The sequence below is a fragment of the Solwaraspora sp. WMMD791 genome, assembly GCF_029581195.1.
Taxonomy (GTDB): Bacteria; Actinomycetota; Actinomycetes; order Mycobacteriales; family Micromonosporaceae; genus Micromonospora_E.
In genome coordinates this window covers 6,419,939-6,438,145 of the sequence record NZ_CP120737.1, presented here as the reverse complement: position 1 = coordinate 6,438,145, position 18,207 = coordinate 6,419,939, and the positions used below count along the sequence as shown (strand labels likewise).

General features: G+C 71.2%; 15 protein-coding genes. 3 read left to right on the top strand and 12 right to left on the bottom strand.

What is annotated here, in order from left to right:
• Positions 1 to 54: 54 nt before the first annotated feature.
• Together ilvD and dinB are read left to right on the top strand one after the other, a co-directional pair.
• On the top strand, positions 55 to 1,902 hold the full coding sequence (ilvD, locus tag O7623_RS29080) for a dihydroxy-acid dehydratase (protein ID WP_282226121.1): 1,848 nt from the start codon (positions 55 to 57) through the stop codon (positions 1,900 to 1,902).
• A gap of 69 nt (positions 1,903 to 1,971) precedes the next feature.
• Positions 1,972 to 3,201, top strand: a complete 1,230-nt coding sequence (gene dinB / locus O7623_RS29075; RefSeq protein WP_282226120.1) for a DNA polymerase IV — start codon at positions 1,972 to 1,974, stop codon at positions 3,199 to 3,201.
• Here dinB and O7623_RS29070 read toward each other — a convergent pair.
• Together O7623_RS29070 and O7623_RS29065 are read right to left on the bottom strand one after the other, a co-directional pair.
• A complete protein-coding gene (locus O7623_RS29070) occupies positions 3,154 to 3,756 on the bottom strand; it encodes a hypothetical protein (RefSeq protein ID WP_282226119.1) in 603 nt (200 codons plus the stop codon). The genes dinB and O7623_RS29070 overlap by 48 nt on opposite strands.
• A gap of 56 nt (positions 3,757 to 3,812) precedes the next feature.
• Positions 3,813 to 4,385, bottom strand: a complete 573-nt coding sequence (locus O7623_RS29065) for a GNAT family N-acetyltransferase (protein WP_282226118.1) — start codon at positions 4,383 to 4,385, stop codon at positions 3,813 to 3,815.
• Between the two features lie 167 nt (positions 4,386 to 4,552).
• Between O7623_RS29065 and O7623_RS29060 the strand changes: the two genes are divergently transcribed.
• Entirely contained in the window at positions 4,553 to 6,487 is a 1,935-nt protein-coding gene (locus tag O7623_RS29060; RefSeq protein WP_282226117.1) for a serine hydrolase, read from the top strand.
• A gap of 28 nt (positions 6,488 to 6,515) precedes the next feature.
• Here the strand turns inward: O7623_RS29060 and O7623_RS29055 are convergent, their stop codons facing one another.
• From O7623_RS29055 to O7623_RS29010, 10 genes are all read right to left on the bottom strand, one after another.
• A complete protein-coding gene (locus O7623_RS29055; RefSeq protein ID WP_282226116.1) occupies positions 6,516 to 8,036 on the bottom strand; it encodes a sigma-70 family RNA polymerase sigma factor in 1,521 nt (506 codons plus the stop codon).
• 38 nt (positions 8,037 to 8,074) lie between these two features.
• Complete coding sequence (locus O7623_RS29050) at positions 8,075 to 8,908, bottom strand: hypothetical protein (RefSeq protein ID WP_282226115.1); 834 nt, start codon at positions 8,906 to 8,908, stop codon at positions 8,075 to 8,077.
• 211 nt (positions 8,909 to 9,119) lie between these two features.
• A complete protein-coding gene (locus O7623_RS29045) occupies positions 9,120 to 10,358 on the bottom strand; it encodes an MFS transporter (RefSeq protein WP_282226114.1) in 1,239 nt (412 codons plus the stop codon).
• Between the two features lie 34 nt (positions 10,359 to 10,392).
• Positions 10,393 to 11,076: a GntR family transcriptional regulator gene (locus O7623_RS29040; protein ID WP_282226113.1), complete on the bottom strand. Its 684-nt coding sequence runs from the start codon at positions 11,074 to 11,076 to the stop codon at positions 10,393 to 10,395.
• 118 nt (positions 11,077 to 11,194) lie between these two features.
• Positions 11,195 to 12,493, bottom strand: coding sequence for an MFS transporter (locus tag O7623_RS29035; protein WP_282226112.1), 1,299 nt, complete (start codon positions 12,491 to 12,493; stop codon positions 11,195 to 11,197).
• 4 nt (positions 12,494 to 12,497) lie between these two features.
• Complete coding sequence (locus tag O7623_RS29030) at positions 12,498 to 13,688, bottom strand: M24 family metallopeptidase (protein ID WP_282226111.1); 1,191 nt, start codon at positions 13,686 to 13,688, stop codon at positions 12,498 to 12,500.
• A 54-nt stretch (positions 13,689 to 13,742) separates the two neighbouring features.
• Positions 13,743 to 15,512, bottom strand: coding sequence for an iron ABC transporter permease (locus tag O7623_RS29025; protein ID WP_282226110.1), 1,770 nt, complete (start codon positions 15,510 to 15,512; stop codon positions 13,743 to 13,745).
• A 5-nt stretch (positions 15,513 to 15,517) separates the two neighbouring features.
• A complete protein-coding gene (locus O7623_RS29020) occupies positions 15,518 to 16,636 on the bottom strand; it encodes an extracellular solute-binding protein (protein WP_282226109.1) in 1,119 nt (372 codons plus the stop codon).
• Positions 16,633 to 17,355: a cysteine hydrolase gene (locus O7623_RS29015; RefSeq protein ID WP_282226108.1), complete on the bottom strand. Its 723-nt coding sequence runs from the start codon at positions 17,353 to 17,355 to the stop codon at positions 16,633 to 16,635. The genes O7623_RS29020 and O7623_RS29015 overlap by 4 nt, the downstream gene beginning before the upstream one ends.
• A 53-nt stretch (positions 17,356 to 17,408) precedes the next feature.
• Positions 17,409 to 18,170 carry an isochorismatase family cysteine hydrolase gene (locus O7623_RS29010; protein WP_282226107.1) on the bottom strand — a complete coding sequence of 254 codons (762 nt, stop codon included), beginning with the start codon at positions 18,168 to 18,170 and terminating at the stop codon, positions 17,409 to 17,411.
• Positions 18,171 to 18,207: the final 37 nt, after the last annotated feature.

The window sequence follows — 18,207 nt, the reverse complement described above, 5'->3', positions numbered from 1 at the left end:
AACGCGCCACGGCTGACCGGGCCGGCGCGGCAACTGTGGTGTAACACTTGGCGAATGCCTGAGCTGCGGTCGAAGACCTCCACGCACGGTCGGACGATGGCCGGTGCCCGGGCCCTCTGGCGGGCCACCGGGATGACCGACGACGACTTCGGTAAGCCGATCGTGGCCATCGCCAACAGCTTCACCCAGTTCGTGCCCGGCCACGTACACCTCAAGGACCTCGGCGGCCTGGTCGCCGACGCGGTCGCCGAGGCCGGCGGGGTCGGCCGCGAGTTCAACACGATCGCCGTCGACGACGGCATCGCCATGGGCCACGGCGGCATGCTCTACTCGCTGCCCAGCCGGGAGCTGATCGCCGACGCCGTCGAGTACATGGTCAACGCCCACTGCGCCGACGCGCTGGTCTGCATCTCCAACTGCGACAAGATCACCCCGGGGATGCTGCTCGCCGCGCTGCGGCTGAACATCCCGACCGTCTTCGTCTCCGGCGGCCCGATGGAGGCCGGCAAGACCGTCGCCGTCGAGGGCGTGGTGCACGCCAAGCTCGACCTGATCGACGCGATGATCGCCGCGTCGAACGACGCCGTCACCGACGCCCAGCTCGACACCATCGAGCGCTCTGCCTGCCCGACCTGCGGCTCCTGCTCCGGCATGTTCACCGCCAACTCGATGAACTGCCTGACCGAGGCGGTCGGGCTGGCCCTGCCGGGCAACGGGTCGGTGCTGGCCACCCACGCCGCGCGGCGGTCGCTGTTCGTCGAGGCCGGCCGGACCGTCGTGGAGATCGCCAAGCGGTGGTACGACGGCGACGACGCCTCGGTGCTGCCCCGCAACATCGCCAGCCGGGCGGCGTTCGAGAACGCCGTCGCCCTGGACGTGGCGATGGGCGGCTCCACCAACACGGTGCTGCACCTGCTGGCCGCCGCCCGGGAGGCGGAGCTCGACTTCGGCGTCGCCGACATCGACGCCATCTCCCGCCGGGTGCCCTGCCTGGCCAAGGTCGCACCGAACACGCCGAAATACCACATGGAGGACGTGCACCGGGCCGGCGGCATCCCGGCGCTGCTCGGCGAGCTGGACCGGGCCGGCGCGCTGCGCCGCGACGTGCACGCGGTGCACTCGCCGTCGCTGGACAAGTGGCTGGCCGACTGGGACATCCGGGGCGGCTCGCCGACCGCGGAGGCGGTCGAGCTGTTCCACGCCGCGCCCGGCGGGGTGCGCACCACCGAGCCGTTCTCCACCACGAACCGCTGGTCCAGCCTGGACACCGACGCGGCGCAGGGCTGCATCCGCGACGTGGCGCACGCCTACTCCGCCGACGGCGGCCTGGCGATCCTGCACGGCAACCTGGCCCCCCAGGGCGCGGTGGTCAAGACCGCCGGGGTGCCCGACGACTGCCTGACCTTCCGCGGCCCGGCCAAGGTGTACGAGTCGCAGGAGGACACCGTCTCGGCGATCCTCGCCGGTGAGGTGGTCGCCGGTGACGTGGTCGTCGTCCGCTACGAAGGGCCCAAGGGCGGGCCGGGGATGCAGGAGATGCTCTACCCGACCTCGTTCCTCAAGGGTCGCGGCCTCGGCCGGGCCTGCGCGCTGATCACCGACGGCCGGTTCTCCGGTGGCACCTCCGGGCTGTCCATCGGGCACGCCTCCCCCGAGGCCGCCTCCGGTGGGCTGATCGCCCTGGTCGAGCCCGGTGACGAGATCGTCATCGACATCCCGGCCCGCAAGCTCGAGCTCAACGTGCCCGACGAGGTCCTGCAGGCCCGCCGGATCGCCCAGGAGAAGCGGGACCGCCCGTACACCCCGGTCAACCGGGACCGGCCGGTGTCGGCGGCGCTGCGGGCGTACGCCTCGATGGCCACCTCGGCCAGCGACGGCGCCTACCGCCTCGTCCCCGAGTAGCCACCGGGAACCTCGGCCGTACGGACAGGTCAGACCGGGTTGGTCGAACATCTGTGCGATGATGGCGTGGTGGCGGGTGAGGCCAGCATCCTGCACGCCGACCTGGACGCCTTCTACGCCTCGGTCGAGCAGCGTGACGACCCCCGGCTGCGTGGGCGGCCGGTGATCGTCGGCGCCGGCGTGGTGCTGGCGGCAAGCTACGAGGCCAAGGCGCGCGGCGTACGGACCGCGATGCCGGGGCAGCGGGCCCGGCTGATCTGCCCGGAGGCAGTGGTGGTGCCGCCCCGGATGGCGGCCTACACGGCGGCCAGCCGGGCGGTGTTCGAGGTGTTCCGGCAGACCACCCCGCTGGTCGAACCGCTCTCCATCGACGAGGCGTTCCTCGACGTCGGCGGGCTGCGCCGGCTCGCCGGCACAGCCGCCGACATCGCCGCCCGGCTGCGGGTCGCGGTCCGCGACCAGGTCGGACTGCCGATCACCGTCGGGGTGGCCCGCACCAAGTTCCTGGCCAAGGTCGCCAGCGGCGTCGCCAAACCGGACGGGCTGCTGGTCGTACCGCCCGACGAGGAGCTGGCGTTCCTGCATCCGCTGCCGGTCGAACGGCTCTGGGGCGTCGGCCCGGTCACCGCCGGCAAGCTGCGCGAACGCGGCATCACCACGGTCGGGCGGGTGGCCGGCCTCGGGGAAGCGGCGCTGGTCAGCATCGTCGGCGCGGCCGCCGGGCGACATCTGCACGCCCTCGCCCACAACCAGGACCCCCGCCGGGTGCAGACCGGCGGCCGACGCGGCTCCATCGGCTCCCAGCAGGCGTTGGGCCGGGCCAGTCGGGAACCGGCCGCCGTCGACGCGATCCTCGCCGGGCTGGTCGACCGGGTCGGTCGGCGGATGCGGGCCGCCGGGCGCACCGGCCGGACGGTGACCCTGCGGCTGCGCTTCGACGACTTCACCCGGGCCACCCGGGCGCACACCCTGCCCCGGGCCACCGCGCAGACCGACGTTCTCCTCGGTGCCGCCCGGCAACTGCTCGCCGCCGCCGCGCCGATGATCGCCGAACGCGGACTCACCCTGGTCGGCGTCTCGGTCGGCAACCTCGACGACGGGCACGCCACCCAGCTGGCCCTGCCGCTGGAGCAGGCCGGCACGCCGTCCGGCGGCGAATCGCCGACCGGGGTGACCCGGCGGGAGAGCCTGGACGCCGCACTCGACGCGGTCCGGGACCGCTTCGGCTCCCACGCGGTCAACCGCGCGGTGCTACTCGGCCGCGACCTCGGCCCCGCCGCTCCCCTGCTGCCGGACTGAGACCTGGATCGGCGTTGCCGGCCACAGCTCGACGGCACCGGCCGCCGCCTGCCGGATCAGCGCCCCGGAGACCTCCACCCGGCTGTGCGCGACGTCGCGTGCCGGCCAGGCACACTCCACTGTGACCGGGCCCTCCGGCGGCAGTGGCCACACCCAGAACCGGGCGTCGTGCCGCTGCTGGTCGCTGCTGGCCACGACGGGCACCAGCAGCGGCCCGGCCGGTTCCCGGTCGACCGGCGACGGATCACGGTGCAGGCTGCTCAACGACGTACCGTCGGCGAACCGGACCATCACCTGCAAGCCGCCGACCCCCTCGACCGGGGTCCGCGGCCGGGGCGGCCCGGCGTGCCCGTCCGGGTCCGCGACCCGCAGGATCGCGCTGATCTCGAACTCGAAACCCGTCGGGTACGCCAACAGACTGGTCAGGATCACCGCCGCCCGGTCGCTGCGGGCCAGCAGCAACTGCCCGGCGACGACACCGCCGAGCACAGCCACCGGACGGGCCAGCCAGGGCGGCGCACCCTCGGGTGCCCGCGCAGGATCTGCTGTCTCCATCGGCTCACCATGCCACGAAGCGGCCCCGACCGGGGGCACCGCGACCGGTAGGTTCGTCAGCTGATCCGCTGGCTGAGGATCTGCCCCGGCCACGGGCCGCCGGGCTGGTCGATGGTGAACGGCTCGGCGGCGGTGAACCCGGCCCGCTCGTAGTAGCGCACCAACGCCCGGTCGCCACCGGCGTAGCAGTCGACCCGCAGCAGGGTCGCCCGCCGGTCGACGGCGATCCGCCGGGCCTCGTCCAGCAGTCTGCCGCCGATCCCGTGACCGGCCCAGCTCCGGTCGGTGACCAGCAGGTTCACGTACAGCTCGGGTTCGTTGACCGGGGGGACGTAGGACCGCGCCGCGCCGACGGCGAGCGCCCCGACGACCTGCTCGCCGCCGTCGCCGGGCACGCAGGCCAGCACCAGTCCGCTCTCCCTGGCCCAGCCGGTGACCATGGCGATCCGGCGCGGATTCGTCGACTGCGGCTCGGTCCCCCACTGCCCGGTACGGCCCTGTTCGGCCAGCCAGCGCACCGCGCCGTCGATCAGGGCGAGGACCGCCGGCACGTCGGTCTCGGTGCCGACCCGGTGGTACACGGACGCGGGGTCGAAGGTGTCGGGTCCGCCGTCGGGGGTGCGCTGCATGCCGGACATCCTGCCGGTTCGACCGACGTGCCGTCGACCGGGCAGGACCTCGGTCACAGCCACTTGTCTGCCGCGGACATCGACGGGCGAAAGTTGTTGGCGGTGCGGCGGTCACCGACTCCTGACCCTGTCCGGCATCCCGCCGGGCCGACGAGAGGAGCCCTCCGATGAGTACGACCGCCCGACGTCTGCTCGCCGCGCTGGTCACGGCAGCAGCGGCAGCGGCTCTTGCCGGTACGCCAGCCGCCGCCCATCCCGGCCTGCCGTCGGCGGCCTTCGACCCGGTCGAGGTCGAGTGGGCGTCGCTGCAGAACATGACCGCACCCGATTTCGACGCCGTGGTCGACACCTACCGCGACGGCGGATTCATGGTGATCGATATCGATGCCGACGTCACCGCGAACGGGGCACGGTTCGCGCCGGTGTTCCAGTACAACACCGACGGCCGCGACTGGCGGGTCCGCGTCGCGATGGACTCCGACCGCTTCGACCGTGAGTTCGCCCAGGCGAAGCGGGACCGGATGCGGATCGTCGACTTCGAGACCTACGTCGTCGACGACACCCGTTTCTACGCTGCGGTCTGGGTGCAGAACCTGGAGTGGTACGGCTGGTCGATGCGGTACGGGCTGACCGAAGCCGAGTTCGACGCCTACTACCGGGAGCAGCGCAAGCTGCGCCTACCGATCGACGTCGACATCTACCGGACCGGTGCCGGCACCCGGTACGCGCTGATCTGGGTCGACAACGCCGAGTCGCTGGACTGGCGGCTGCACCGGACGCTGACCCGGGACGACTACCAGGGCAAGGTCGAGACGTACCGGTCGACGCTGCGCTCCCTGGTGGTCGACTCGGCGTCGACCGACGACGGCCAGCGCTACGCCGGGATCTGGGTACAGAACGACCACCGGGGCTGGTGGGTGCGCAGCGACCTCACCTGGCAGCAGTACCTGAACTGGTGGAACCGGTACGTCGACGAGGGCTACCGCCTGATCAACTTCGAACGCTACGACACCGCCGACGGGGTGCGGTACGCCGGCGTCTGGCGACAGAACAGTGATCGGCCGCACTGGAAACCGCGCCGGATGGTCGACGCCCTGATCACCGACGAGTTGGACAGCCTCGACATGCCCGGGATCAGCGTCGCGGTCATGCAGGACGGGGAGGTCCGCTACCTGCGCGGCTTCGGGCACGCCGACGTCGACCAGGACGTGTGGCTGGACTCCCGGCACGTCATGCGGATCGCGTCGGTGGCCAAGGGCATCGCCGGAGTGCTCACCATACGGCTGGACGAGCAGGGTGTGATCGACCGGGACGACCCGGTCGCCGACACCATCGCCGGTCTGCCCGCCCACCACACGTACAGCGTCGAGCAGGTGGTCAGCAACCGGGGCTGTGTCCGGCACTACTCCGCCACCGAGGCCGCCGACGGTGCCGACCCCGCCGACGTGGCCCAGTGGCAGGCCGAGGACGCCACCCTGGGCAGCAGTTGGTACGCCTCGGCGACCGCGGCCGCGCCGGTGTTCTGGGGAAGCGACCTGGTCTGCCCGGTCGGCTCGGCCAACTACAGCACCCACGGCTACACCATCCTCGGTGCGGCGTTGGAAGGCGCCACCGGTCGGCCGGTGGCCGATCTGCTGGTCGACGAGCTCACCGGCCCGTACGGGCTGGGCACGCTGCGCGCCGAGGACGTCTCCGACACGTCGGTACGCCGGACCACCCTCTACGACCTGGCCAACGACGAACTCGCCCCGGACGAGGTGAGCTGGAAGGTGCTCGGCGGCGGAATGGAGTCCTCGGTGTCGGACCTGGCCGTGTTCGGTGACAAGCTGATCGACGAGCAGATCCTGAGCGGGGAGTCGCTGGACGCGATGTGGGTCGACACCGGCTGGGGCTACGCGTACGGCTGGAGCATCGACTCCGAGGCCGGTCAGCGGCGGATCGGCAAGAACGGCGGCGCCGACGGATCCACCGCGTACCTGCAGATGTATCCGGACGCCGGCATCACCGTCGCGGTGCTGATGAACCGGGCGGACGGCGTCGACGACAACCGGGCCGAAGCGTTGGGCAAGGCGATCGGCACACTGGCGCTCGCCGCCGCGTAACGGGAGGTCAGCCCGGCGCAGCGGCCGGTCAGCCCGGCGCAGGGCACGGGTTGGTGACCGGGTACGGCCCGGCACCGGCCCGTCGCCCATCGGCGTCGACGACGGTGACCCGCCAGGTCACCGTCGCCACGGCCACCTGCTCGACCTGGCCGGTCATCGTGCCGCCCGTGACGGTCATCGTCACCTCGCCGCCTCGGGCGGGCTGCGAACCCGGAGCGACGAGGCCACCGGGCCCACCCGGACCGGACCCGGACGTCGGTGCGGTCGTCGGGCCGGCGTCCGGCGACGGGTGGCCCCCACCAGCGGTCCAGGTGAGCACCGCCGACTCGGCAAGGCCGCCGGTGACAGTGGCGACCACCCGCAGCCGGTACCGACTGGATCCGGTGCAGGTGACCGTTGCCTCTGCCTGAACGGTCAACGGCGGCGCTGGTGTCGGCGAGTCCGACGGGGGCGCATCGCCGCCCGGCGGCAGGGTGGTGGGCGGCACCGAGGCCGTCGGCGGCAAAGAACTGGTCGGCCCGGCGGTGCGGGTCGGCGCCGCCGACACCGGAGCGGCCAGCGTCGGTGGCGGCTCAGGTGCTGGCCGGGCAGTGTCGTCGACCGCGCCGAGCCGGGGAACCATGACGGCACCGCCGAGCAGCAACGCCAGCACTCCGGCCGCCGCCGCGACCGCGGTCGTCCGCCGGCCAGGTGACCCGGGCGACCGGCGGGGAAACCCGGTCAAAGGGTCGAATCGGGCGGCCCGGCGGTCGATCCGGGCACGGGCCGCCGCCTCGGCCGGATCGGTGTGGGTCGACACCAGCCGGGGCCAGAGATCTGCCGGTACGGCGAGCAGCGGCAGCGTCGCGTACGCGGAGAACAGCGCCGCCGGGTGCACCTGCTGCCGGCGCCGGTCGGTACAGGTGGTACAGCCGTCGATGTGCCGGCTGACCCGTTTGCGCAACAGCACCGTGAGGGTGCCGTCCCAGCCGCGCAGCAGCCCGGCCAGATCGGCGCAGTCGGCGGTGCCGGTCCGGGCCACCAACAGTGCGCCGACGGCCCGTTCGAGTTGAGCCCGCACCCGGGACAGCCGGGCGTGCGCGTGACTGTCCGAGACGCCGAGCACCGCACCGACCTCGGCGGCGGAGAGTTCGTGCCGCACGGCCAGCTCGAACACCTGCCGGTCGCCGGGGTTGAGTCCGACTGCGGCGGCCCAGACCAGCTCGCGGATCTGCTCGGCACCCAGCCCGGTGACCGGGTCGACCGACACGGCCGGCAGCTGGCCGGCCTCCTCCAACGGCAGGTGACGTAGCCGGCCACGCATCACCCGCAGGCACTCGTTACGGGCGATGGCGTACAGCCACGGGCGCAGCCGGTCCGGGTCGCGCAGCTGCGCCGCTCGCTGCCCGGCCAGGACGAACGTGTCGTGCACCGCGTCGGCCGCCGCGTCGGCGTCGCGCAGCAGAAACCGGCAGTACGTGTACAGCCGGTCGGCGTACGCCCGGTACGCGCTGTCGAGGCCGCGCGGGTCACCGGCAACCAGCGCGGCCACGACGGCCCGGTCGTCCATGCCGGTGATGCTAGGCGGCACGGTCCAGGCGGCGACGTTTACTGTCGCCAATGTTCCAGCTGGTAGCGGGCCGGGTCGGGCATGCCGTTGCCCTGCCCGATCACGCAGAGCTGGCGGTTGCCGCCGGCGACGAGCCGGGCCCGTTCGGCATCGGCCGCGCTCGCCAGGACCAGCAGCGGGGTGGCCGCGGCCCGTAGCTCCCAGCCGCCGCCGTCGGGTCCGTGCACCGCCAGCTCCACCGGGTCGTACGGGATGCAGTCGAAGCGCGGGGCGAGCCCGAACGGCAGGCCGGACGGGCCTTGGAAGTAGGTGACGATGTAGCGGTGCCGGTCGGGGCGGTCGTTGCCCCGGCCGATGTAGCAGATCCGCGTCCAGTTGCGGGCCACCTTGACCCCGTCCTCGGCGTCGGCCTTGGTGGCGAAGTTCTTGATGGCGTGGTTGCCGTCGCGCATCAGCCAGGCGTCACCCTGCTGCTGGATGGTGAGGTTCGCCGGGTCGTAGCCGACGCAGTCCTCGGCAGCCGCCGTCACCTCGACTCCGGTGTCGTCCCCGTTCCCGCCGTTCCCGCCGCTGCCGCCCGGATCGTGCTCCGCACCGCCGTCGTCGCCATGGTCGCCGCCGGAGCCGGCCGGACCGCCGTCGGCCGGGCCGGCACCGCTGGAGCCGGTCGCGGCCGGCGCGCCCCCGAGCCCGGCCGACCCGGCCGCGTCATCAGCGTCCGGATGTCCGCTGAGCCGGCCGGTGCCGGAGCCGCAGGCAACCAATGCCAACAGCAGCAGCCCGCCCAGGGCCACCGCAGCGACGGCCGTCGCCGCCGGCCACCACCGGATCCACCGCCGCGCCGACCCGACACCGGAACTCGTGTAGATCATCTCGCCACCTCGCCTCACGTCACCTGCCGACCAAAGGGCCGGAGGTGTGCTGGAGGACGCGGTCAGCCGTGGACCAACAACTTTTCGGCGCGCACGGGTCAGAATCTGTCAAGCGTCGGGTGGGCCGGTGAACCGGTCCGGACAGTGTTCCTCCAGGGAATAACTATTCCCTGGAGGAACACTGCTCTGCCGCAGTAGTGGTCCGCCTGGATCAGCCGGGTGGAGCGGGCCGGGCGGTGAAGATGTAGCGGGAGGCTGCGAGCCCGAGCAGGGTCGCGCCGAAGACCACCACGCCGACGGTGCCGACACCGCCGACGGCGACCAGCGCGCCGACCGCGATCGGGCCGGTGGTCTGCCCGACGCTGCGGGAGAGGGCTTCGGTGGCGGCGGCTGTCGCGCGCAGCTCCGGGTTCCAGTTGACGCTGATCGCCATGGACAGCGGCATCAGGGCACCCAGGCAGGTGCCGAGCAGGACGAGAGTCAGCGCGACGGCCCCGACGTGCAGTGCCGCGAGCGCGACCGCCGCGTAGGCGGCTGCCGCGAACGGAATGACCAGGTAGAGGCGGGTGAACAACTGCTCGCGGGTGATCCGCCGCAGCGACATCCGGTTGATGAAGCTGCCGGTGAAGACGCCACAGGGAATGAGGATCGACACCCCGACCCGCTCCAGCGTGCTCAGATCGTCGGCGAGCCGGTCGAGCAGCACGCTGACACCGAAGTGGCTGCCCTGCATCACCAGCCCGATCCCGATGCTGGACAGGATCAGCCAGCGCCGCCGGTGCTGCGCCAGCATCCGGCCGATCGACCGCAGGGTCAGCCCGATCCGGCGGCGTACCGGCAGGTCGGGTGCGTGGGCGGCGGGTGGGCGGTCGCGGCCGAGTCGGGCTGCCACCACCACGCCGAGCAGGACGGTCGCGTAGACCGCGCCGACGGCGAAGACGAGGACCGGTCGGTCCAGGGAGGCGGCGAACGCGCCGAGCGCGAGCGCCGAGGCGGCGCCCATGCTGACGAAGGTCTGCAGCAGTGAGTAGCCCCGGTCGCGGGCCTTCGGGTCACCCTGGGTCAGGTCGGCGACGAGTGCCTGGCCGCAGAGCGCGACCGCGCCGCTGGCGAATCCGGTGAGCAGCCGGCCGGCGGTGAGGACGGCGTAGCTCTGGTACAGGCACAGCAGGATCGACACGACCGCGTTGACGAGCATGCCGGGGAGCAGGATCCGGCGTACCGGGACGAGGTCGAGCAGCGGTCCGGTGAAGACGCCGGCGGCCGCGGTGGCGACGCTGTGCGCGCCGATGGTGATGCCGATCTGGGCCGGGCTGAGATCGAGGCTGCGTCCCAGGCCGACCGAGATCGGAATGTACGCGAGCTGGGTGAGTGGGTTGAAGAAGACCAACAGCGGGGGTACGGCGCCGGCCAGCCGGGTCCGGGCCGGGCGGCGGTCCGGGTCGCTCACCGGTCGGCCCCCGGATGGTGGGCCCGCCGGTGGCTCAGTCGATCGGTCGGTGTTCCAGGAAGGCTTCCATTTCGTGGAAGGCGGCGGACGAGTGGGTCCGGAAGATGGCCTCGGCGGCGTCGAGGTCCCGGTCGCGGCAGGCTTTGAGGAAACGTCGGTGCTCGTCGAGGCCGTCGAGGCGGCGTTCCTTGGACCGCATGAAGGCGACCGAGAGCATCCCCGGTGTGGCGGTCCGCAGCGACAGCAGCATCTGGGTGAGCCGGGGTGACCGGGCGGCGTCGTACAGGTAGAGGTGGAACGCCCGGTTGAGCTCGACGTACTTGCCGAGGTCCGGGTCGCGTTCCATTTCTTCCTGCATCCGTTCGGCCTTGTTCAGCTCCGCCTCGGTGATCCGTTCGGCGCAGAGCCGGGCCGCCAGCCCTTCGAGGGTCTCGCGCAGCAGCCGGATGTCGCGCAGCTCGGCGGCGTCGATGGCGGTGACGGTGGCCACCTTCCGGGCATGGACCTTGATCAGCCCTTCGGCGGCCAGGTCGCGCATCGCTTCGCGGACCGGGGTGGGGCTGACGCCCAGCAGCTGCGCGATCTCGGTCTGGACGATCCGTGATCCCGGTTTGAGGGTGCCGTCGACGATCGCCGAGCGCATCCAGTCCCGGACGCGCTCGTGCACGGTCCCCGAGATTCCGGCGAACGACGTGGTCCCGTGGTCCGCGAACGACACGGTCCTGCCCTCGATTCTCCCCCTGGAGCGCGCCCCTCGGCACACCCGGCAACGCTTCGATTCTACAGAATCGAGGCGACCGGGTGGCGTGGCGATCGTGCGGGTACGTCGTCATGCGTCAGCTCCCGTTCTCCCGACGGTCGATCTCGGCGTCGGCGAGCGTCCACCGGCGCAGCGCCGTCAGCCGCCAACCGAGGAACGCCATGATCACCGCGCAGGCCAGACCACCGGAGACCATCGCGAACGCCGGACTGGTGAGGCTCGCCGTCGCACCGGCCCGCGCGTCGCCGAGCAACGGCCCCCCGGTCACCACGCCGATGTGGACCGACGAGAGCCGGCCCCGCAGATGGTCCGGCACGCTGAGCTGCAGGACGGTCTGGCGGAACACCGCCGAGACGACGTCGGCGGCGCCAGCGACCATGAGCAGGGCCAGGGTCAGCGGCAGCCAGTGCGACAGGCCGAACCCGGCGATCGCCAGACCCCACACGGTGATCGATACGATCACCGCCCGGCCCTGTCTTGTCACCGCGACGACCCAGCCCGAGGTGAGGGCACCGATGAGGGCCCCCGCGCCCGGGGCGGCGTGCAGCAGCCCGACGGTCACCGCGTCGCCGCCGAGCTGGCCGAGGGCGATCGCTGGGAACAGCGCCCGGGGCATACCGAAGAACATGGCGTTGAGGTCGGCGAGGAAGCAGCCCAGCACCGCGGGCTTGCTCCGCAGGTAGGTCAGGCCCTCGATCACCGAGCGGATCCCCGGCTTGGTGACGGCGTGCGCCGGTGGCATCGGCCGCATCCGGCTGAGCACCGCGATGGAGACCAGGAACGTGGCGACGTTCAGCGCGTACGTGCTGGACAGCCCGAGCCCGGCGATGATCACGCCGGCGACGGCCGGCCCGACGATCGCGCCGACCTGGGTGAGGGTCTGGTTCAGCGCGAACGCCGACGGCAGCACCTCCCGGCGGACCAGGCCGGCCACTGCGGCGCTGCGCGCCGGGCTCTCCAACGCCGACAGGCCGGCCGAGACCGCCACCAGGACGAAGATGGCCCAGATCGGTGGCCGGTCGAGCAGGGCCAGCAGGGCCAGGCCGCCGACGACGACTGCCAACATGCTCTCGGTGGCCACCAGCAGGCGGCGACGGTCGACGGCGTCGGCGACCGAACCGCCCAGCAGCGAGCAGACCATCAGCGGAATGAGCTGGGCCAGGCTGGCCAGACCCACCATGAGGGTGGAGTCGGTCAGCACGTAGACCTGGTACGGCACGGCGACCCGGGTCATCTGGGTGCCGAGGATCGCCACGGCGTGTCCGGTCCACAGCCGCCGGAAGTCGGGCGACTCGCGCAGCGGGGTGATGTCGATGACCAGACGCTGGCGCAGGGACCTGCGCTGCGTCCGGTCCTGGCTGTCGGTGGTGGTCACGCGGTCAGCCGCACCGGAAGAACTCGCGCGGCACCGCGTGCAACGATTCGAGTCCGGACGCGGTGACCCGGAACATCTCGCCGTACTGGACCCCGGCGAGGCCGTCCGGCGTCACCACGTTGGGCTGCACGACCAGGCACATCCCCTCCTGGTACACGAAGCCCTCGGGTTCGCCCCGGTAGGTCTGCCGGGTACGGACGATGGCCGGCAGTTGGGCGCAGCCGTGCACCAGGTCGTCGTAGATGGTGAAGCCCTGCCGTTGGGCGACCTCCGCCGCGTCGAGGATGTCCGACACCGTCGCACCGGGCCGGATCGCCGCGCAGACGGCGTCGAAGACCTCGAGCGCGACGTCGTGCAGTCGGGCGTACAGCGGTGTCGGGTGCGCGCCGATCGTGTAGCTGCGCAGGACCTGGGCGGAGTAGCCGGCGTAGTTCGTGCTGAGCTCCGCGACGAGGGCGTCACCGACCTGCAGTCGACGGTCGGCCTGGTGCTGGCAGGGCACACCGCCGCGCGGATCGGACATCTGGGTCGCGACCATGAAGTGGATGCCGTTGATCCCACCGTCGGCCAGGTAGCTGTCCTCGATGATCCGGGCCACCTCGTGTTCGGTCATGCCGGGCCGGGCCTGCTCGGCGATCGCCAACGCGGAGGCGTCGCACATCCGCGCCGAGGCGGTCAGCCGCTGCATCTCCTCGTCGCTCTTGATCTGGCGCTGGTCCACCAGCTGGCCGCCGAACTCGACCCATTCGACCCCGGGCAGCGCCTCGGTGAGCCGGGCGTGGTCCCGCCAGGTGATGGTGCCGGCCAGGCCCACCCGGCCGGTCGTGACGCCGCGCTCGCGCAGGCATTCGATCAGGGTGGGGACGGTGTCCACCGAGCCGGTCGGCGCCGAGCCGCCGAACCGTACGTCGGGGAACCGGGCCATCCGCCGGGCCAGCGGCAGATGGTTCGACAACTGGATCAGCATGGTCGGATCGCCGTGCCGGGGGTACAGGATCCAGGCCTCCCGGGTCGACCACCAGTCGCTGAGGTACAGCACGTTCGGGTCGCGGCCGCCCCGGCCGCACACCACGACGAGTTGCAGGTCGAGGGCGTCCATCCGGGCCCGAACCGCAGCGTCACGTCGGGCGAACTCCGCATCGGAGAACCGGGGGTAGTCGCGGTCGGTCAGTGGTTGTGCAGCGATGGTCGTCACAGGTCCTCACAAAGGGGGTTGGTGAAGGGGGTGGGCCCGGGGCCCGAGGGCGGCCTAGAGGCCGCCCTCGAGTCCCATCCGGGCGTTGAGGCGGTTGTAGCCGACGAGCCCGACGAGCAGGACACCGAAGGTGACGATGCCGAAGGCCGCCACGGTGGAGAACTGTCCGTCGCCGGCCATGTCGAACATGACGACCGCCGCGGTGCGGGTCTGCGGACCCGCGAGGTAGAGGGTGGTCTGCAGTTCGCGGAAGCTCATCACCATGGTGATCAGGGCGCCCGCGAGCAGGGCCGGTGACAGCAGCGGTACGACGATCGTCCAGATCGCCCGGGCGAAGCTCGCCCCGGCCACCTGCGCCGCCTCCTCCAGCTCGGAGCTGATCTGCAGCATCCGGGCGCTGACCAGCCGCGACACCACCGCGATGATGATGGTGATGTACGCGATCACCAGCGCCCAGTGGGTCGAGTAGATCGGCAGCGGCGTGATGAGGAAGATCCACAGGAAGCTCACGCCGACGATGACGTTGGGCAGCGCCATCGGCACCGAGGTCAGCAGGTAGAGCAGCCGGCCGCCGGCGATCCGCCGGGCGGAGAACCACGCCGCCAGGGTCGACAGGACCAGTACGCCGGCGCTGGCGAGCACGCCGACCAGGAGACTGTTGGCGAAACCCTGCAGGATGTTGGGCGTACGCAGGGCGGCCACGTAGGAGTCCAACGACAGCGAGGTGAGCGACTCCCAGCTGACCTGCCGGAAGAACGGATTGAGTGACATCCACAGCAGCATCAGCAGCGGAAGCAGGATCACCAGCGTCAGCACGACGAAGGTGAGCGCCGCCACCGGCAGCCGCCACCGGCCCAGGTCCATCCGGACCGAGGAGAAGTTCTTGCCGCTGATCACGGCGTACCGCTCCCCCGCCTGGTTGAACCGGTCGTACCACCAGATCATCACCACGGCACCGACCAGCATGAAGACGGCGTAGGTGCTGACCAGGCCGACGTTGCTCGGCGGCGTACTCGTCCGAAGGTAGATCTCCGAGGCGTAGGTGAAGATCCGTTCGTTGACGCCGAGGAACCAGGGGATCTCGAACGCCTCCCAGGCCCGCATCAACGCCATGATCGCGACGGCGGCGATGCCGGGTGCGGCGAGCGGCAGCGAGATGTCCCGCACCGCCCGCAGCTTCGAGGCCCCGGACACCTCGGCGGCCTCCTCCAGCGACGAGTTCATCGAGGAGAAGACGGTGACCACGAACAGGTAGACCATCGGCACCATGGTGAGCCCGTTGACCAGGATCAGGCCCTCCATGGAGTAGACGTTGAACAGGGTGCCGTCGGTGCCGGTGAGGTCGCGCCAGGCCACGTTGATGGCACCGATGTTCGGGCTGGCCAGGAAGGTCCAGGCCACCGGGATGAGGATTCCGGGGACCGCCATCTGAACGACCGTGAGCACGCCCACCACGTTGCGGAACGGCACGTTCGTCCGGGCGACGATCCAGGCCAGGAAGGTGCCCAGCGCGAGGGCCACGAGCGTGGAGCCGACCGCGAACTGCACCGTGGTCCAGGTGACGCTGAGCAGCCGGCCGGACGCGAACGCGTCCCGGAAGTTGTCGAGGGTGAACTCGAGGGAGAAGAAGTCGGCGTCGGTCGGCCGGGCGTCCTTCACGCTGGTGTACAGCAGGATGGCGATCGGCAGCGCCACCTGCGCCAGCAGGATGACCAGGACCAGCCCGTAGACCACCCCGCGGGGGGACAACGCCCCCCGCAGGGCGCGGAAGCTGTCGACCAGGCCGATGACGCGCCGGGTACGGCCTTCCACAAGGGTCACCATGTCGGTCAGCCCGTCACGAAGATCGACTGATGCTGCTCGACGCGTGTGTCGTAGTCACCGAAGTTGTCGGTGGTCTCGAAGAACAGCTCGCTCTGCAGGATGCCCTCGGCCGACGAGGGGATCGGCGCTCCCGGCTTGATCGGGATCTTCACCACGGCCTCGCCGACCGTGTTCTGCCAGTCGTCGCTCATGAGCCACTCCATGTACAGCCGGGCGGTGGCCGGGTGCGGCGCGTCCGCCAGCGCGAAGTACATGTCCGGCTGGGCGATGGTCACCGGCGTGGTGACGATGTCGATCGGTGCCCCGGCGACGATCAGGTCCCGGATCGTGCGGGTCGCGGTCTGCGGGAGTGCGACGTCGAACTCACCGGCCGCGAGTTTCTCCAGGCCGTCGGCGCCGGAGTAGACGACGGGTTCGTTGGCGGCGATCGCCTCCATCAGCTCCAGGCCGGGCTCCTCGCCCAGGTGCGCGAGCATCCCGGCGAACCAGTCGAGCTGGTCGATGTTGATGCCGAACCGGCCCTTCCACTTCGGGTCGGTCAGGTCCTCGTAGGTGGCGGGGGCCTCCGCCGCGGTGACCTTGTCGGTGTTGTAGACGATGTGGAAGGTGAAGAAGTCGGCCACCGAGCAGACACAGTCCGGGTAGGCCCGGTCCGCCGGCAGGCCGCCTTCCCCGCGCGGGTCGTACGCCAGGCACAGGCCCTCGTCACGGCAGAGGGTGTTGTCCTCCAACGGGCCGCCCTGGATGATGTCCGCGCTGGGCCGACCGGCCGCGTTCTCGGTGATGATGCGCTCGATCAGTTCGAGCGTGCCGCCGGAGGTGTACTCCAGCTTCACCCACGGGTACTCCTCGATGAACAGGTCGATCTGCTTCTCGGCGGCGGCGGCCGGGGCGCTGAAGTAGTAGTTGAGCTGACCGCCCTCCGCCTTCGACGCCTCTGCCAGATCGGCCAGGTAGGTGGCGTACTCCTCGTCTGTCATGTCCACCGTCGACGCCACCGCGAGTTCCTCGGGTAGTGCCGTCGCCGCCGCCTCGTCGGCCCCGCCGCCGCAGGCGGCCAGGGCGAGCGACAGCGCAGCCAGGGGCGCGCCGATCCGTACGGTGGTCGTGGTGCGACGTCTCATGTCGGCACCTCCGTCGCGGCGGTCGCCGAGGCGAGCTTGGCGGCGAGTTCCGGCAGTCGCAGGACCCAGCCCTGGCAGCGCCCGAGCTGCTGGAGACCCAGCTCCTGCAGGTCCTCGCCGAACCAGGTGGCGACGCACTCGGCGACGGTGATCACCTTGTACGCCTTGCAGCTCGCGTCGTAGGCGGTGGACTGGATGTCGGCGTTGGTGTTCGCGCCGGCGAGGATCAGCGTGTCGACGCCGAGCGCCTTGGTGAGCCATTCCAGGTCGGTCTGGTAGAAGGCGCTCAGCGACTTCTTGGTCTTGATGATGTAGTCGCTGTCGGCGACCGGGACCGCGAAGTCGGGCTGGAACGTGCCGTCCTGCACGTCGACCGACTCGTCGGGCACCGGGCCGTACGGGCTCGGCGACTCGCCGATCGCGGCCCACGCCCGGTGGACCCGCATGGCCGCGCGGGCCTCGGTCTCCACCGGCCGCAGCGCGGACAGCACGTGGATCACCGCCACCCCGCTCTCGCGGGCCAGCGTCAGCAGTTGCTCGGTGTTGGCGAGCAGTTCGTCGCGGACACCGGGCGGGAACGGCGCGGTGGGGGTCAGTCGGCGTTGGGTCATCTCGACCGTCACGACCGCGGACCGGGCCGGGACGATCGGGACGGCGTCGTTGATGACTTGGAGGAATTCCGCCCGGTCGTAGACGTCGATGGTAGGTCCGGTAAGCATGGGGCAGTCCCTTTCGAGAAGTGGAAGTCAGCTGGCGCGCAGCAGGCTGGGCGTCAGACGCCGGCCGTCACGGGTGCCCCGGCGGCGGCTTTGGCGGCGGTGAGCCGCTCGACGGCCTCGGCGGAGGACATCGCCAGGCCGATCGTGCGGGGGTAGTTCTGCAGCGCGAACTCGTGCAGGTCCTTGCCGTGGGTGGAACCGACCGCGTCGGTGACGATGACCGGCGTCCACATCCGGTTGTAGGCGTCGAACGAGAAGTTGGAGACGCAGTTGTTGGTGTTGATGCCGACGACGAAGAACGTGTCCACGCCGAGGCAGCGGATCAGGTGCTCCACGTCGGTCGACAGGAAACTGCTGGTCATCTGCCGCTTGGTGTTGATGATGTAGTCGCCCGGCTTGGGGCCGAGGATCGGCATCACGTCCCACTCGAAGTAGCCTTCGGGCGCGTCGGGGTGGTAGCCGGGCCGGGGGGCCAGGCCGTACGGGGTGCCGGGCCGCCCGGTGCTCTGCACGATCGCGGTACGCGGCTGCATGCCACGCTCGACCAGGCGCTGGTAGACCATGATGTGGATGACCGGCAGCCCGAGCTCGCGGCCGGCGTCCAGGAAGGCGGCGGCGTTCGGCAGGATCCGGTCGGCCACGTTCTGCGGGAACGACGACCAGTCCTTGTCGATCTGCCGTACGTGCATGTCGATCTGCACGACGGCGGTCTTCGTGAAGTCGATCTCCAGTGCGTCGTTGAGCCTGGTCAACGTCTCGGTGCGGTCGATGACCTCGACGGCGTGGCTCTTCGGGTGCACCTGGTTGTACGTCATGTGTCTCTCTCCTTGATGGGTCGGATCGCGTCACTCA

What these genes read in the sequence shown, in the direction of transcription:
- ilvD (WP_282226121.1), top strand. Translation starts at nt 55, where the DNA reads ATGCCTGAGCTGCGGTCGAAGACCTCCACGCACGGTCGGACGATGGCC.
- O7623_RS29070 (WP_282226119.1), bottom strand. Translation starts at nt 3,756, where the DNA reads ATGGAGACAGCAGATCCTGCGCGGGCACCCGAGGGTGCGCCGCCCTGG.
- O7623_RS29065 (WP_282226118.1), bottom strand. Translation starts at nt 4,385, where the DNA reads ATGCAGCGCACCCCCGACGGCGGACCCGACACCTTCGACCCCGCGTCC.
- O7623_RS29060 (WP_282226117.1), top strand. Translation starts at nt 4,553, where the DNA reads ATGAGTACGACCGCCCGACGTCTGCTCGCCGCGCTGGTCACGGCAGCA.
- O7623_RS29055 (WP_282226116.1), bottom strand. Translation starts at nt 8,036, where the DNA reads ATGGACGACCGGGCCGTCGTGGCCGCGCTGGTTGCCGGTGACCCGCGC.
- O7623_RS29050 (WP_282226115.1), bottom strand. Translation starts at nt 8,908, where the DNA reads ATGATCTACACGAGTTCCGGTGTCGGGTCGGCGCGGCGGTGGATCCGG.
- O7623_RS29025 (WP_282226110.1), bottom strand. Translation starts at nt 15,512, where the DNA reads ATGGTGACCCTTGTGGAAGGCCGTACCCGGCGCGTCATCGGCCTGGTC.
- O7623_RS29020 (WP_282226109.1), bottom strand. Translation starts at nt 16,636, where the DNA reads ATGAGACGTCGCACCACGACCACCGTACGGATCGGCGCGCCCCTGGCT.
- O7623_RS29015 (WP_282226108.1), bottom strand. Translation starts at nt 17,355, where the DNA reads ATGCTTACCGGACCTACCATCGACGTCTACGACCGGGCGGAATTCCTC.
- O7623_RS29010 (WP_282226107.1), bottom strand. Translation starts at nt 18,170, where the DNA reads ATGACGTACAACCAGGTGCACCCGAAGAGCCACGCCGTCGAGGTCATC.